The organism is Streptomyces sp. QH1-20, assembly GCF_041283565.1.
GTDB classification, from domain to species: Bacteria; Actinomycetota; Actinomycetes; order Streptomycetales; family Streptomycetaceae; genus Streptomyces; species Streptomyces syringius.
On the sequence record NZ_CP166299.1, the window covers coordinates 6990779 to 7005731 of the forward strand.

Sequence of the window (14953 nt, forward strand, 5' to 3'; positions counted from 1 at the left end):
GGCGGGGTCGCGGTCAGCGCCGCCCGCCGCCGCCGCGGGGCCGCAGCAGCGCGGCCGCGAGCACGGCGGGGGCCGTGAGCAGCAGCATGAGCGTGACCATCGAGGGCCCGCCCTCGGGTGTCGGGGCATCGGCCCGGTGGTAGGCGCGCGGTGCGATCCGCGCGGGCTTCGGCCTCGGCGCGGGCGCGGGCGGCGGCGGGGGAGCGGGCCGGGCCACGGGAGGCGGCGGCGTCGGCACCTCGCCGCCGCGGGCCAGGACGGGGACGGGGCGCGGTGGCGGTGCCGGGGCAGGAGGGGCCGGGGGAGCGGGTGCCGGTTTCACGGCCGGCGGGACCGGCGCCGGGCGGGGGGCGGGCGGGGGCTTCGGGCGGGGCGCCCGGGGGCCGCAGATCCGCACCACGGTCGCACTTCCCGCAGTGTGCGCGCTGACGGCCAGGCACTCGTCGCCGTCATGGACCACGGCGGAGGACAGATCGTCTCCCGTGACGGCGGTCACCGTCCGGGCCCGTCGGCTGTCGGGCCCCCCGGGGTGGCGACGCCCCTGGTGGATGACGACGGAGGACGAGCCGTCGTGTGCAGTGACGTTCACTCCGTGGGAGCGGCGGACAGCCGACGCCGTGTCGACGGCACGGCCGTGCCCGGTGGGGCCGGGCGCCGCGGTGGCCGGAGGGTCCACGGTCGGCCGGCCGTCGGCCTCACCGCCCCACGCGGGCCCGGCCCCCGCTGTCGCCAGTACGGCCACGAAGGCCACGATCCCCGCTCGCCCTGCCGGCGCCCGTCCGTTCACGACGGAGATCTTCCGGTGCCCGCGCTCCCCTTGGTCGCGTCCTGGACCAAATCCCTCCGATGGGATGAACAACTGTGTGCGTTGTGTGTGCGTCATGCCGGGCAATGCGGACGTAACGTCCGGGCGTTCAGCGGGAATTCACCCCGACGGGCCCGGCGTGCGAAGCCCGGCCGCCCCGGCCGCGCGCCCCACCTCACTGCCCCGGGAACTCCCCGTGCCGGCCCGCGCCCGCCGTGAAGCGGGCCGCGCCCTCGGCGGCCTCGGCCAACGCCGCCCGGCCGTGGGCGAATTCGGCGGCCAGCGCGGCCTCCTCCGTCAGACCCTCCTGGTCCCGCACGGAGGCCCGGTCGCCGCGCAGGCACGTCTGGGGGAAACGGGCGATCTCCGCCGCCAGCTCCTCCGCCGCCGCCCGGGCCCCGCCCGGCGGGGCGAGCCGGCTCACGAGCCCGATGGCATGGGCCTCCGCCGCCGGCACCGGACGGCCGGTGAGGATCATGTCCATCGCCCGGCCCGTGCCGACGATCCGGGGCAGCCGGACCGTACCGCCGTCGATCAGCGGCACGCCCCACCGGCGGCAGAAGACGCCGAAGACCGCGCCCTCCTCCGCCACCCGCAGATCGCACCACAGGGCCAGCTCCAGCCCGCCCGCCACCGCGTGGCCGCTCACCGCGGCGATCACCGGCTTGGACAGCCGCAGCCGGGTGGGGCCCATCGGGCCGTCGCCGTCGGGCGCGACCCGATTGCCACGCGCGGTGCCGAGCGCCTTGAGGTCCGCGCCCGCGCAGAACGTACCGCCCTCGCCCCACAGCACCGCGACCCGCGCCCCGTCGTCCGCCTCGAACGCCCGGAAGGCGTCGGCCAGTTCCCGGGACGTCGGCCCGTCCACGGCGTTGCGGACCGCGGGCCGGGACAGGACGACGGTGGTGACGGGTCCCCGGCGCTCGGCACGGACCGCCGGGGCGTCCGCCCCGGTTCGGCCGTCCGTCACCGGGAGTCCTTCGCCACCGCGCGGTCGATGATCGGGCCCAGGTCCGTGCCCGTCGGCAGGGTGCCGAACGCGTGCCCCCACTCCCCGCCCAGCCGGGAGGCGCAGAAGGCGTCCGCGACGGCCGGGGTGCTGTGCCGTACGAGCAGGCTGCCCTGGAGGACCAGCGTGAGCTGCTCCGCCAGCCGGCGGGCGAGCAACTGGGCCCGGTGCGGGTCCGACAGCGAACCGAGCAGCTCGCGTACCCGTGCCGCCGCCGCGTCGAGGCGGGCGTCCGCCCCGGCCGCCGCGTCGACCTCCGCGAAGTAGGCGTCCAGCCCCGCCGGTTCCTTGGCCAGGGCGCGCAGTACGTCCAGGGCCGCCACATTGCCCGAGCCCTCCCAGATGGAGAGCAACGGCGCCTCCCGGTACAGCCGCGGCATGCCCGACTCCTCGACGTAGCCGTTGCCGCCCAGGCACTCGAGCGCCTCGGCGGCGTGCGCGCTGCCGCGCTTGCAGACCCAGTACTTGCCCGCCGCCAGCGCCAGCCGTCGCAGGGCCGCCTCGGAGGCGTCGCCCGCCTCGGAGGCGTCCAGCGCCGCCGCGAGCCGCATCGCCAGCAGTGTCGCCGCCTCGGACTCGACGGCGAGGTCCGCCAGCACGTTGCGCATCAGCGGCTGGTCGATCAGCTCGGCGCCGAACGCCCGCCGGTGCGTGGTGTGGTGCAGGGCCTGCCGCAGGCCCGCGCGCATGCCGGCCGCCGAGCCGATGACGCAGTCGAGCCGGGTCATGTTGACCATCTCGACGATCGTCCGCACCCCACGGCCGAGTTCGCCGACCGGCCAGGCCACCGCCCGCTCGTACTCGATCTCCGCCGAGGCGTTGGAGCGGTTGCCGAGCTTGTCCTTCAGCCGCTGCAGCCGCATCGCGTTGCGGGTGCCGTCCGGCAGCACCCGCGGCATGAGGAAGCAGGTCAGGCCCTCTCGTGTCTGGGCCAGCACCAGGAACACATCGCTCATCGGCGCCGACGTGAACCACTTGTGCCCGGTGATCACATACGAGCCGTCGCCCGCCGGTACGGCCGTCGTCGTATTGGCCCGTACGTCCGAGCCGCCCTGCTTCTCCGTCATCGACATGCCGGCGATCAGGCCGTGCTTGCCCAGCGGGGGCCGCAGCCCGTAGTCGTAGCTGCGCGACGCGAGCAACGGCTCGTAGAGCGCCGCCAGCTCGGGCTGGGCGCGCAGCGCGGGAACGGCGGCGTACGTCATGGAGATCGGGCAGCCGTGGCCCGGTTCGGCCTGGGCCCAGACGTAGAACTTCGCGGCGCGCACCAGATGGGCCCCCGGCCGGGCCTGTGCCCAGGGCGCGGCGTGCTGGCCGCTCTCCACGGCCGCCGCCATCAGCTGGTGCCAGGCGGGGTGGAACTCCACCTCGTCGACGCGGTGGCCGAAGCGGTCGTGGGTGCGCAGCACCGGCGGATGCGCCTCGGCCAGTCGCGACTGCTCCTGCGTCTCCTCCGCTCCGGCCCGTGCGCCCAGCTCGCGCACCTCCGCCTCGCCCCAGCCACCGCCGTCCCGGCGCAGCGCCTCCAGCAGCGCCGGATCGTCGGCCGTGGTGAAGCCGGTCAGGGGCGGAGCCTGGTTGAGGACTTCGTGCGTGGCGCTCACAGCGACCTCCGAGGGTGCGTACGGCCCGGTATTACACTTTCATGATGCGTGATTCAGGACTGTAATGGATAGGGTTTCGGCAATCATGGACGCCACCGGATCTCTCGCCCTGCCGCCGCTGACCGCGCGCTCGATCGTGCTCTCCACCCTTCTCGGCCATCACCCGCCCGCCCTGCCCGCCCGCGCCCTCGTCCGCGTCGGCGAGCTCTTCGGCACCGCCGAGGGCACCGTCCGCACCGCCCTCACCCGGATGGTCGCCGCCGGTGACCTGGAACAACGCGACGGCACCTACCGGCTCACCGACCGCCTCCTCGCCCGCCAGGCGCGGCAGGACGACAGCCGGGCCCCGCGCACCCGCCCCTGGGACGGCGACTGGGAGATCGCCGTCGTCACCACCGAGCGCCGCCCGGCCGCCGACCGCGCCGCCCTGCGCCAGGCCATGGCCGCCCTGCGCCTGGCCGAACTGCGCGAAGGCTGCTGGCTGCGCCCGGCCAACCTGGTGCGCCCCCGCCCCGACGTCGTCGACGCGCAGTGCACCCGGCTCACCGGCCTCCCCGAGGGCGATCCGGCCGCGCTCGCCGCGACCCTGTGGGACCTCGACGACTGGGCGGCGCGGGCCCGCGTGCTGGAGGAGGCGCTGCGGGAGGAGCGGACCGAGAGCCTCGCGAGCCGCTTCATGGTCTCGGCGGCGGTCCTGCGCCACCTCCTCGCCGACCCCGTGCTCCCCGCAGCCCTGCTGCCCGAGGACTGGCCCGGCGACCGGCTGCGCCGCCGCTACGAGGCCACCGACCGGGACTTCCGCGCCCTGCTGCTGCGGCACATCGGGGGCTAGGGGCGTGTCTCAGTAACACAGAAGGGTGCGGCGCGGTGAGGCGCGGGTAGCGGCAGCGTCTGACCGGGCGGGATCGGTGTTCAGCTGACGGGAGTGCCCGTCTCGTCGGACAGGCCGAGGTGGTCCTGAAGCGTACGCCCGCCGATCTCGGTGAGAGCGACGGCGCGGCCGGTGCCGATCCGAGTGATCCAGCCGGAGTCGAAGGCGTGGCGGCACAGGGCGGCACCGACGGCACCGGCCAAGTGGGGGCGGCGTTCGGTCCAGTCCAGGCACGCGCGGACGGGCGGACGCCGTGTGGCGGGCGGTAGCGCGATGCCGAGACCGGCCAGCCAGGCGATCCCGTTGCCGGTGAGCGTCAGCCCCTGCTCCCAGTCCAGCAGCCCCCGGTCGGTCATCGCCTCGGTGATCGCGACCCCGAGGGCGCCCGCGAGGTGGTCGTAGCACGTGCGGGCGCGGGCCAGCGCCCGGCTCCGGTTGACGGCGGGCAGTGAACGGGGCGGATTGACGCGACGAGGCGCCATGGAGGCAAGGGTCTCGATCAGTTGGGCCGTCTCGGGATCGGCGAGGCGCACGTAGCGATGGCGACCCTGACGCTCCTGGGCGAGCAGTCCTCCGCCGACCAGGAGGTTCAGGTGCTCGGTGGCCGTCGAGGCGGCCACCCCGGCATGGCGCGCCAACTCGGTCGCGGTCCATGCCCGGCCGTCCAGGAGGGCCAGGCAGAAGCTTGCGCGGGTGCCGTCCGCCAGGAGTCCGGCCAGAGCGGCGAGGTCCGGGCCCTCCAGGTGCGCGTCATGGTTTCTCATCGCCGTCCATCATCCACCAGCGATCCTTCGGTGAGGGCCGAAGTGTCTTCACCCTACGGTCGACTCCCATGGACACCGCTACACGCAGCACCACGCCCGGCAACACGTCGGCCGCCCATGTGACCATCGAGCCGAGCATCCTGTACTTCGGCACGCCGGTCGTACTGCTCTCGACAGAGAACGAGAACGGCACCTTCAACCTCGCGCCGATGTCCTCGGCCTGGGCACTCGGCCACGTCATCGTCCTCGGTCTGGGCCCCGGGGGACAGACCGCGCACAATCTCCGCAGCCGACCCGATCTCGTGGTGAACCTCCCTGAGCCTGCCCAGTGGCCGGCGGTGGAGCGGCTGGCGCCGCTGACCGGACGCACCCCGGTACCCGTGGACAAGCGCGACACCTTCCGTTTCGAGCCGGACAAGTTCGCCGCAGCCGGCCTGCGACCTGAACCCTCCGAGCTGGTCCGGCCGCCCAGGGCCGCCGAATGTCCTATCCAGCTGGAGGCCCGCGCAGCCCGGGTCCAACCCGACGCCTCCGGGGCGTTCCTCATCGTCGAAGCCCACGTGCTCAAGGTCCACGCCGATCCGCGTATCGTCGTCCCCGGCTCCCAGCACGTCGACCCGGCCACGTGGAGCCCGCTGATCTACAACTTCCGTCACTACTACGGACTGGGCCCTGAACTCGGCCACAGCTTCCGCTCCCAGACACCCCGGCAAGCCCACTGACCGATCTCGAAGCCGGTAAACGTAGGGGCAAGGGGGACTGAAGTGGGTCGCAACCGGCAACCCGCCTCGAAGCCGAAGGCCCAGGCCAACTTCACCGACCCCGACTCGCGGATCATGAAGAACAGCGACGGCGCCTATATCCAGGCCTACAACGCCCAAGCCGTCGTCGACGAGCACCATCAGGTGATCACCGCCGCCGACGTGACGACCAACGCCTCCGACGCATTGGACTACACCCCAATGCTCGACCAGTCCCACCAGAACACCGGCATCCACCCCGAACAGACCCTCGTCGACGCCGGATACTGCTCCGAGACCAACCTCGAAGCCGCCAGGGGTCGCCGAGTGACCTGCGGCACCGACACGTTCATGGCCACCGGCCGGCTCGGGCACGACGAGCAGGTCCCGCCCGCACCCCGCGGATGCATCCCCAAGGACGCCACCCTCAAGGAGCGCATGGCCCGCAAGCTGCGGACCAAGCCCGGCCGGAAGGCCTACAGCCGCCGCAAGGCCATCGTCGAACCCGTCTTCTGGCAGATCATGACCTGCCAGAACGGCCGCCGGCTCCTCCTGCGCGGCGAGGACGGCGCCCGAGGAGAGTGGCGTCTTCTGGCCGCCTGCCGCAACTTCCGGAAGATCTTCCGACACGTCGGAACCGCCGGACTCGCCGCCGCGATCGCCTGACCGGCCCGGACCACCGGCCCCTCGGGCCGCTTCCCGGACCGGCAAGACCCGGCCACCCCGGCAGCGTGCAGGTCGGGCGACGGCAACCGACCTCGGCACCACTATCACCCGGTCAGTTGCCGGTTACTGGGACACGCTCCTAGGGCCTGTCCGGCGGGCTCGTGGTGGCCGAGCCCGCCCGCCGCGGCAGGCGGCCCGGGTGCGGCGCAAGCCACCCCGTACGACGCTGAGGCCATGCTCCGCAGACGTGTGGCCGTCCTGGCCACGGCCCTCGCCCTCGCCGGCTCGCTGCTGCCCGCCGCCGCGGCCGCCGAGCCGCGGCCGACCGCGCGACGCACCGTGTCGGCCTGGCTGCCCTACTGGGAACCGGGCGCCTACCGGGACGCCCTCGCCCACGCCGACCAGCTCCACACCGTCAGCCCGTTCTGGTACGAGGCCACCGCCGCCGACCGCGTCACGGCCCACCCGGGCGCCGGTGACCGGGCCGTGATCGACGGGCTGCGCCGGGCCGGGATCAAGGTCGTGCCCACCGTCACCGAAAGCCTCGACGCGGCCGCGATGGCCCGCCTCATGGAGGACCCGAAGGCCCGCGCCACCCATGTCGACACCCTGGTCCGCCTCGCCACCGCCCACCCCTACGACGGCCTCGACCTCGACTACGAGCGGATGAACGAGCCCGACGCCGCCCCGGCCCTCGTCGAACGCGTCCGCACCGGCTTCAACACCCTGATCACCGAACTGTGCGACCGGCTGCACGCCCTGCGCAAGGAATGCGTGGCCGCCGTCATCCCCCGCTCCGCCACCCGCGACGACGGCCCCGTCCACGACTACACGCACCTGGGCCGCACCCTCGACCGGCTGCGGATCATGGGCTACAACCTGCACAACGCCCTCGACGCCCCCGGCCCGCTCTCCAGCCCCGACTGGTACGCGGACGTCCTGCGGTACGCCACCGCGCGGGTCCCCGCCCGGAAGATCGAGATGGGGATCCCGGCCTACGGCTGGGACCACAAGGTGGCGGACCCCGCCCGCGCCACCCACCGCACCACGCGCGAGGCCGAGGCGCTGCGCCGCCGCGTCGGCGCCCCCTACGCCCTCGACCCCGTCTCCCGGACGCCGCACTTCACCTACACCGAGGACGGCCGGCAGCGCGAGGTCTGGTACCAGGACGCCCGCGGCATCGCCGCCCACCTGCCCGTACTGGCCCGGTACGGGGTCACGGGCACCGCGCTGTGGGCGCTGGACTTCGAGGAGCCCGGGCTGTGGCCGGTCCTCGCCGCGGCGCCCACGCGGGGTGCGGGGAATATGAGCAGTCGGTGACAGTTGCGCTGTTCACAGGCCTGCGGGGCGCACGGGTGTGCTGATGGGAACGATACTGTCCGCATGTCACGCGTGCTTCTGATCGAGGACGACCGGGCCGTACGGGAAGGGGTCACTCTCACCCTGCGCCGCCGCGGCCACGAGGTCGAGGCCGCGCCGACCGGCGGGGCCGGTCTCGCCGCCCTGGAGACCTTCCGCCCCGACCTGGTCCTGCTCGATCTGATGCTGCCCGACAAGAGCGGCTTCGAGGTGTGCCGCCGCATCCGCGCCACCCAGCAGATCCCGATCATCATGCTCACCGCGCGCGGCGACGACATCGACGTCGTCCTCGGCCTGGAGGCCGGCGCGGACGACTACATCGTCAAGCCCGCCCGGGGTGAGGTCCTCGAAGCGCGCATCCGGGCCGTGCTGCGCCGCGCCGCCCCGAGCGACGGCGGCCCGGACCCGGCCGTCACCCAGCCCGCCGAGACCCACGGCGACCTGACCGTCGACCGCGCGGGCCTGCTCGTCTCCAAGAACGGCCAGGACCTGGCGCTCGCCCCCTCCGAGATGAAGCTGCTGCTGTACCTCTCCGCCACCCCGGGCCGGGTCTTCAGCCGCCAGCAGCTCCTGGAGCACGTGTGGGAGCACAGCTACCACGGTGACGCCCGGCTGGTGGACGCCTGTGTGATGCGGCTGCGCACCAAGGTCGAGGACTCCTCGCGGTCGCCGAAGTACATCCAGACCGTGCGGGGCTTCGGGTACCGGTTCGGGCCCCTGTGACCCCGGCTGCGACCCCGGCTGTGCCCCCGGGAAGCCCCGGGAAGCCCCCGGCCCCGTGGCACGCACGGCTCCGGAGCATGGGGTTCCGGAGCCTGCGGCTCGGACGCCCGGCGCTGGGCACCTTCGCCCGGGGGCTGCGGGCGCGCCTGGTGGTGGCGTTCCTGCTGGTGGCCGCCTTGAGCGCGCTCACCACGGCGGGGCTCACCTTCCGCGAGGCCCGCACCAAGATCCTCCAGCGCACCCAGGACACGGCCGTGGAGACCCTGCGCGCGCAGGTCAACTCGCAGGTGCCCGAAGTGCCCTTCCCGCCGGGCAACGACGACCTCGTGCGGCTCTCCGAGGGCCTCAACCGGGCGGGGGTGGCCCAGCGCTGGATGGTCCACACCCGCTACCAGGACGGACCGCTCGTCCCGCCCACCGGGCCGACCGGGAGCCGGGGCATCCCGGCCGGGGTGCAGGCCAAGGTCCACAAGGGCATCGCGGCCTTCCAGCGCATCGAGCTCGACGGCAAGCCGTGGCTCGCCATCGGACTGCCCGTCACCTACAGCGGTGACGGCGGGGAGATCTCCGGTCTCGAGGTGTACGCGAAGCTTCCCCTGCGCGAGGACGAGCTCAATGTGCAGGCGCTGGTCCAGGCCGCCCAGAACGGGGCGCTGCCCGCCATCGCACTGGCTGTGGTCCCCGCCCTGTTCGCCGCGCGCGGCGTGCTGCGGCCCGTACGGGAGCTGCGGCGCGCCACCCAGCAGATCACCGCCGGCGAGCTGGACACCCGGCTCAAGGTGACGGGCCGCGACGAGCTCGCCGACCTCTCCCGGACGTTCAACGACATGGCGGCGGCGCTGGAGGAGAACGTCGCCGAGCTGCGCCGCATGGAGGCCAACTCCCGGCGCTTCGCCGCCGACGTCTCGCACGAGCTGCGCACTCCGCTGGCCGCGATGACCGCCGTCGTCGACGTCCTGGACGAGGACGCCGCCACGCTCGACCCCGACACCGCCTACGCCGTCCGGCTCATCAGCGAGGAGACCGGCAAACTCGCCCGCATGGTCGAGGACCTGATGGAGATCTCCCGCTTCGACGCGGGCGCCGCCGCCCTGCACCTGGACGAGGTCGATGTCTCCGAGACCGTGCGCAAGACCCTCCAGGCCCGCGGCTGGCAGGACAGGATCGCGGCCGACCTGCCCGAGGGCGTACGGGCCCGGCTGGATCCGCGCCGCATCGACGTGGTGGTCGCCAACCTCGTCGGCAACGCCCTCAAGCACGGTGGGGAACCGGTGAGCGTCGCCGTCCGGACCACGCAAGGGGTGAAGGGGGCTGACGGACAGCGCCTGCTGATCGAGATCGCGGACCGGGGCGAGGGCATCGACCCCGAGGTGCTCCCGCATGTCTTCGAGCGGTTCTTCAAGGCGGACTCCGCCCGGGCCCGCTCCGAGGGCAGTGGCCTCGGGCTCGCCATCACGCTGGAGAACGTCCGTCTGCACGACGGGACCGTACGAGCCGCCAACGGCCCCGATGGGGGCGCGGTGTTCACCGTGGACCTGCCGCTGCGGCGCGGGGAGTGCGGGGAGTTCGAGGAGGGGCAAGCATGAGGATGCGTCGTGCGGCGGCCGCCGCGACCCTGTTCGGTCTGCTCACCGCACTGGCGGGCTGCGGCATCGAACCGACCGAGGTCATCGACGTGGGCTATCCCGCCACGGGCGCCAAGCGGCCGGGCGTTCCGGCGACGCAGGCCGTGCTCTACTTCGCCTACCCCGGGGGCGTGGTGCCGGTGAGCCGCCCGGCCGGTGACGCGGTGAGCGCGGAGGACGCGGTACCGCTCCTGCTGAAGGGGCCCAACGAGCCCGAGCGGCTGCGCGGCTACTACTCCGAGCTGCCGAAGGTCGGCGGTGTGGACGTCATCACCAGCACCGACCGTGTCGTCATCCGGCTGGGGACGGACGTCTCCCGGCTCACCCGGACCGCGCGCAACCAGCTGGTGTGCACGGCGGCCCACAACGGGGTGCCGGGCAAGCTGCCGGCCGACGAGGTGAAAGTGAGCCTGGTCGGCGGCGGAAAGTCCGTCACCGACCAGGTCTGTGCCTCGCTCTTCCCCCAGCCCGGGCGGCCCGGCCCGTCCGTCTCCCCGGCGCCCTGACGAGCTCCTCTGACGAAGGCCTACCGGCCCAGGGGGCGGAGCCCGCGCAGCCGCAGGCTGTTGCCGACGACGAAGACCGACGAGAAGGCCATCGCGGCGCCCGCGATCATGGGGTTGAGCAGCCCCGAGGCCGCCAGTGGCAGCGCGGCCACGTTGTAGGCGAAGGCCCAGAAGAGGTTGGACCTGATGGTGCCCAGCGTCCGGCGGGCCAGCCGGATCGCGTCCGCAGCGACCCGCAGATCGCCCCGGACGACGTCGTCGTGGTCATCGCTGCTCCCACTGGAAGGGCTGTAGATACCCCGGGGGGTATCTGCTGAGCCCATGTGTACCCCCGGGGTGTATCCGGAGGCAAGCAGTCGACGCCACTCCGGTGGGTACCCCCCGGGGGTATGTCTTGTGGGAGCGGGAAGGGGGTCAGCTCACGCGCGCCACGAGCTGGGGGACGGGGCCGGCGGTCACTGTCCCGCCTCCCACAGGTCGTTGAAACGGTGGACGCGGTCCGTCACCAGGCTCTCGCGCACGTCCAGGGTCGTCTTGGCGACGACGGGGCGCGGCGTGTGCTCACTGCCCAGCGCCGGGCTGACCTCGTAACTCACACCCCCGTCGAAGACGATGAAGTCGAAGACCGGGTCCAGCATCGCCGCCGGCGGCAGGGTGCACATCGCCGCGACCCGCACCTCCACACCGAGGTCCTCGTGACTGCGGCAGACGGCCTTGATCCGCTCGTCCTGAAGCAACTCGGGGTGGGCCACGATGAACAGCCTGCGTACCCGCACCCCCCGCTTGATCGCCTCGCGCTGCGCCCGCAGATAGCGACGGCCCAGCTCGGTGGGCCAGAAATCGGTGTCCATCGCGGTGCTCGTGGCGTCGATGCTGACCCCCGCGCTGCGGGTGAGCGTCAGCAGCCAGTCGTGGTCCTCGCCGTCGTAGGCGGCCTGGCCGCCGTGCAGGTCCTTCATCAGCTGGGCCAGCCGGCTGATCTCGGCCTGTGCGAAGTCGTAGATGATGTCCGGACCGCCCACACCGATCTCCGTGGCGTTGCGGACAAGTTGGGTGACCGCGTCGGTGCGCAGCGCCGAGCCCTCCACCAGGCCGAACAGCCGGGTCGCCTCGTTGATCCGGGAGAAACCGCCGTCGACGAGCTGCTTCATGTCCTCGCTGTGCGACGTCAGCGACGTCTCGACCACCCCCAGCCGGCGGTCGAAGTCCGTCATGAACTGCACGATCAGCGACGCGCCACCGATGAATATGGAGATGGTCAGCCGCCATATCTCCGGCTGCCCGGTGAGCGTGGTCGTCAGATACGCGGCGCACCCGAGTATCACGGTGATCGCGGCTTTCTGAAGGAACGGCGGGATTCTCGTCGTACGTTCCATGTCTTCCCCCGATGGGTGTTCTTGTCGGTGAGTGGGCCGTTCGGGTGCTCCCTAGGCCTCGCACCTGAACGGGATGGCCTGCAAGGCCAGTTGATCGCGGATGCGCTGGACCAGCGTCCGCCACTGACGGGTGAAGCCCGGGTGCCGTTCCAGGCCGTCCCACAGCGGGGCCAGCCGGGCTCCCGTACGGGCACCGGGCATCCACAGGTGCAGCAGATGGTCCACGGCGGGCCGCAGGGCGAGCACCGCCTCGGGTCCCGCGGCCGACCCGAGCCGACTGCGGTCGATCATCCTTATCAACGTCGTCAGGAGCCAGTCGTGCAGGGCCAGTTCCTCGCAGAAACCGGCGATCTCCGCCGCGTCGAGACCCGCCGCGGAGATCCACAGCGTCCGTAGTCCGTCGGCGGCGACGGTGAACTCCGCGGTGGGCGGGCCCTGCCCGGCCGCCGCGTGGACCGCGAACCACCGCAGTCGGGTGCGGCGGGACTTGAAGGGTGCGCGCCGGTCCAGCAGCGGCTGCCCGAGGACGCGCGCGAGCAGCCGCTCGGCGATCGCCCCCAGATCCACCGTGGCGGCCGCGTGCCGGTCCGGCGCGGCCGGCCGGGCGCCGAGGAAACCCGCCGCCACATCGGGCACCGACAACCGCCCGAGCGGCTGGACGACGCCGGGGCGTACGAGATAGTGCCCCCACGGCAACCGCCGGTCGGCGCCCGAGGCCGGCGCGGACAGCCGGGCCGTCGCCTGGAGCACCCGCCCCTCGGTGAGCACCGCCCGCGCCCGCACCGTGCCCACCGCCCGTACCCGGCTGCCGGTGGCGGCGGGCAGCGCGCAGTCGACGCCGGTGAGCACCTCGGGGGAGACGGCGTACAGATTCGGGCGCTCCGAGAAGCGCACCGTCTCGTCGGACCGGAGCTGGAGCAGCCGCACGGCCTCGGAGCGCGGCAGGGACGCCGACGTCTGCAACAGACAGGTGCGCACCTCGCCGCAGACGAACGCCTCGGGCCCGTCTCCCGCGCCGCCCGTCATGGCTCGGCGTAGAAGGCGTAGGCGGCGCGGTCGGCGACCGCGGGGGGAACGGCGAAGCCCTCGCGGTCCGCCCGCTCGGCGGCCTGGCGCAATACCGCTTCCTCCAGGGCCACTTGGCCGAGCACGAGCCGTACCGCGTGCTCCACCGGAAGGAACCGCGAGGGAAGCACGGAGAACGTTCCGTAGGCGGCGAAGGGGGCGGCCGAGGGGTTGAGCTGCACCAGCGGCGGCAGATCGTCCCAGTCGCGGGGGAAGGCACCGCGCTCACCGCCCCAGGGAACGACCTGTAACACCGGCCGCCCCTCGCGGCGTAACAGCCCCAGCCGTAACAGCTGCCAGACGGCGGCCAGGAACGGGCACGACCACGTACGGCCCCGGTCCCCGTCGTCCCACAGCTCCACGTCCATGAACACCGAATGCCGGCGCGCCCCGGTCTCGACGGGCGCGGCCCAGCCGGTGGCTCCGCTCATCGCCTCCCCGCCGGCGGCCGGGGTCCGTTCGCCGTTGCAGAGCCAGCCGATCTCCCGCACCGCCGGGCGGGAGCCGTTGCTCCCCACCGGCGGTGACTCGACCAGCCTGCCCTCCACCAGTGAGGCCAGCTCCATGCCGTCGGCCCCCGCGCATCCCGCCTCACGCGCCAGATAGTCGATGGTCAGACCGCACGCCTCCGCCTCCGCCAGCAGCATCGGCACCAACTCGGCGGGCGAGGAGAAACGGGTGAAGTAGTCGTCGACCAGAAAGCACGTACTCACCCGGGGCCGCCGGGCCCCGGCCGCACCCGCCACGGACAGCCGCGCGGCGTCCGCCCACGGCTTCACCCGTGTGAACTGCTCCCGTAGCCGCCCGGGCCCCGCCGCGAAGTCCTCCATATAGAGATGGCCCAGCTCCACGGACAGATGGGACAGCGGCAGGGACTGGGTACGCGGATCCGCGCTCTCCTCCCGGAAGGTCGTCTCCATCACAGCGGCTCCCATGCCTTCTCGCCGGACAGCGCCTCCGCCAGCCGTTTCAAGGCATCACGGGTGCGGACGTTCGCCACTCGGCTGGTGAGCACGTCCTCGTCGGTGATCAACTGCTCGCGCCACTGGAGCACCGGCTCCAGCGGCACACTGCCCAGCACCTTCGTCACGCCGATGTCCAGCCGGGCCGCCAGCTCCTTGAGATCCTGGTCGCACTTGCGCAGCCATGCCGCCTGGGGCGGTGGCACATGCGCGAACAGCGCCGACTCCGGGTCGGGCACGGCTGCCCGGACGAAGCGGATGGCGCTGCGCAGCCGGTCCGCCTCGTGCCCTCGCGTGACGCCGCCGGCCACCACCCCGCGCTCGCCGAACACCAGGCCGTGGGCGGCGATGATGTGCTGCCGCGTCCACCGGTGGAAGACCAGCCAGCGCACCCGCAGATCGCTGAGCTCCTCCCGCGCGGTCGCCTCCAGCACCATGTCGACGGCGTAGGAGCGGCCCGCGCTGAGATCGACCAGGATGATGTCGAACTCCTCCTCCAGCCGCAGGAAGAGCTCCGCGCAACGGCGCACGGTGGCCGGGTTCGTGGTGAACTCGCCGCCGCTGCGGTCGCCGGGGACCAGCACCAGCTGGCCGGCGCCGGTGGGGCGCGAGCGCAGCACATCGTGTTCGGACTCGGCCCACACATCCACCCGGTGCGGCTCGACCGCCGTCCCCTGCAGATAGGAGTGCAGACCGCCCGCCTCGACGCCCCGCAGCGCTCCCGGCACGTCGAAGACGGCGGCGGCCGTGGGCGAGCCGAAGTCGAAGTCGAGGTAGCACACGTCGTCGCCGCCGAGCGCTCGGCGATAGGCGATGTTCGCGCTCGTCACCGAGCGCCCGGTGCCGCCCTTGTCCGAGGCGGCGAAGACCAGCACCCC

The 14953-nt window shown here is 73.2% G+C and carries 14 protein-coding genes and 2 pseudogenes; 7 read left to right on the top strand and 9 right to left on the bottom strand.

Annotated elements, in window-relative coordinates; all coding sequences use genetic code 11:
* Window positions 1-13 precede the first annotated feature (13 nt).
* The 3 genes from AB8O64_RS31500 to AB8O64_RS31510 all read right to left on the bottom strand — a co-directional run bounded on the left by AB8O64_RS31500 (window position 14) and on the right by AB8O64_RS31510 (window position 3418).
* Window positions 14-787, bottom strand: a complete 774-nt coding sequence (locus tag AB8O64_RS31500) for a hypothetical protein (protein ID WP_370422920.1) — start codon at window positions 785-787, stop codon at window positions 14-16.
* Between the two features lie 193 nt (window positions 788-980).
* A complete protein-coding gene (locus AB8O64_RS31505; RefSeq protein ID WP_370422922.1) occupies window positions 981-1775 on the bottom strand; it encodes a crotonase/enoyl-CoA hydratase family protein in 795 nt (264 codons plus the stop codon).
* Window positions 1772-3418 carry an acyl-CoA dehydrogenase family protein gene (locus AB8O64_RS31510; RefSeq protein ID WP_370422924.1) on the bottom strand — a complete coding sequence of 549 codons (1647 nt, stop codon included), beginning with the start codon at window positions 3416-3418 and terminating at the stop codon, window positions 1772-1774. Before AB8O64_RS31510 ends, AB8O64_RS31505 begins: the two co-directional genes overlap by 4 nt.
* Window positions 3419-3503: 85 nt before the next feature.
* Here AB8O64_RS31510 and AB8O64_RS31515 point away from each other — a divergent pair, with 85 nt between their 5' ends.
* Window positions 3504-4250: a PaaX family transcriptional regulator C-terminal domain-containing protein gene (locus tag AB8O64_RS31515; RefSeq protein WP_370422926.1), complete on the top strand. Its 747-nt coding sequence runs from the start codon at window positions 3504-3506 to the stop codon at window positions 4248-4250.
* An 80-nt stretch (window positions 4251-4330) separates the two neighbouring features.
* Here the strand turns inward: AB8O64_RS31515 and AB8O64_RS31520 are convergent, their stop codons facing one another.
* Window positions 4331-5053 carry a winged helix-turn-helix domain-containing protein gene (locus AB8O64_RS31520; protein WP_370422927.1) on the bottom strand — a complete coding sequence of 241 codons (723 nt, stop codon included), beginning with the start codon at window positions 5051-5053 and terminating at the stop codon, window positions 4331-4333.
* Window positions 5054-5121: 68 nt separating this feature from the next.
* Between AB8O64_RS31520 and AB8O64_RS31525 the strand changes: the two genes are divergently transcribed.
* The 6 genes and pseudogenes from AB8O64_RS31525 to AB8O64_RS31550 all read left to right on the top strand — a co-directional run bounded on the left by AB8O64_RS31525 (window position 5122) and on the right by AB8O64_RS31550 (window position 10672).
* Window positions 5122-5775: a flavin reductase family protein gene (locus tag AB8O64_RS31525; RefSeq protein WP_370422929.1), complete on the top strand. Its 654-nt coding sequence runs from the start codon at window positions 5122-5124 to the stop codon at window positions 5773-5775.
* A gap of 69 nt (window positions 5776-5844) precedes the next feature.
* Window positions 5845-6459: pseudogene (locus AB8O64_RS31530) on the top strand (transposase); the annotation flags it as partial.
* A 234-nt stretch (window positions 6460-6693) separates the two neighbouring features.
* Window positions 6694-7779, top strand: a complete 1086-nt coding sequence (locus AB8O64_RS31535) for a glycosyl hydrolase family 18 protein (RefSeq protein ID WP_370422931.1) — start codon at window positions 6694-6696, stop codon at window positions 7777-7779.
* A gap of 63 nt (window positions 7780-7842) precedes the next feature.
* Window positions 7843-8541 carry a response regulator transcription factor gene (locus AB8O64_RS31540; protein ID WP_365204632.1) on the top strand — a complete coding sequence of 233 codons (699 nt, stop codon included), beginning with the start codon at window positions 7843-7845 and terminating at the stop codon, window positions 8539-8541.
* A gap of 77 nt (window positions 8542-8618) precedes the next feature.
* Window positions 8619-10127 carry an ATP-binding protein gene (locus AB8O64_RS31545; RefSeq protein WP_370422932.1) on the top strand — a complete coding sequence of 503 codons (1509 nt, stop codon included), beginning with the start codon at window positions 8619-8621 and terminating at the stop codon, window positions 10125-10127.
* Entirely contained in the window at window positions 10124-10672 is a 549-nt protein-coding gene (locus AB8O64_RS31550; protein ID WP_370422933.1) for a hypothetical protein, read from the top strand. Before AB8O64_RS31545 ends, AB8O64_RS31550 begins: the two co-directional genes overlap by 4 nt.
* A 20-nt stretch (window positions 10673-10692) precedes the next feature.
* On the opposite strand, the pseudogene AB8O64_RS31555 reads toward AB8O64_RS31550, so the two are convergent.
* From AB8O64_RS31555 to AB8O64_RS31575, 5 genes and pseudogenes are all read right to left on the bottom strand, one after another.
* Window positions 10693-10929, bottom strand: a pseudogene (locus tag AB8O64_RS31555) (heavy metal translocating P-type ATPase); the annotation flags it as partial.
* Window positions 10930-11127: 198 nt separating this feature from the next.
* Window positions 11128-12048 (bottom strand): hypothetical protein, encoded by a 921-nt coding sequence (locus tag AB8O64_RS31560; protein ID WP_370422935.1) that lies wholly within the window; start codon window positions 12046-12048, stop codon window positions 11128-11130.
* A gap of 51 nt (window positions 12049-12099) precedes the next feature.
* Window positions 12100-13074, bottom strand: coding sequence for an SCO2521 family protein (locus tag AB8O64_RS31565; protein ID WP_370422936.1), 975 nt, complete (start codon window positions 13072-13074; stop codon window positions 12100-12102).
* Window positions 13071-14036: an SCO2522 family protein gene (locus AB8O64_RS31570; protein ID WP_370424030.1), complete on the bottom strand. Its 966-nt coding sequence runs from the start codon at window positions 14034-14036 to the stop codon at window positions 13071-13073. The genes AB8O64_RS31565 and AB8O64_RS31570 overlap by 4 nt, the downstream gene beginning before the upstream one ends.
* Complete coding sequence (locus AB8O64_RS31575) at window positions 14033-14950, bottom strand: SCO2523 family variant P-loop protein (RefSeq protein WP_370422937.1); 918 nt, start codon at window positions 14948-14950, stop codon at window positions 14033-14035. The genes AB8O64_RS31570 and AB8O64_RS31575 overlap by 4 nt, the downstream gene beginning before the upstream one ends.
* Window positions 14951-14953 lie beyond the last annotated feature (3 nt).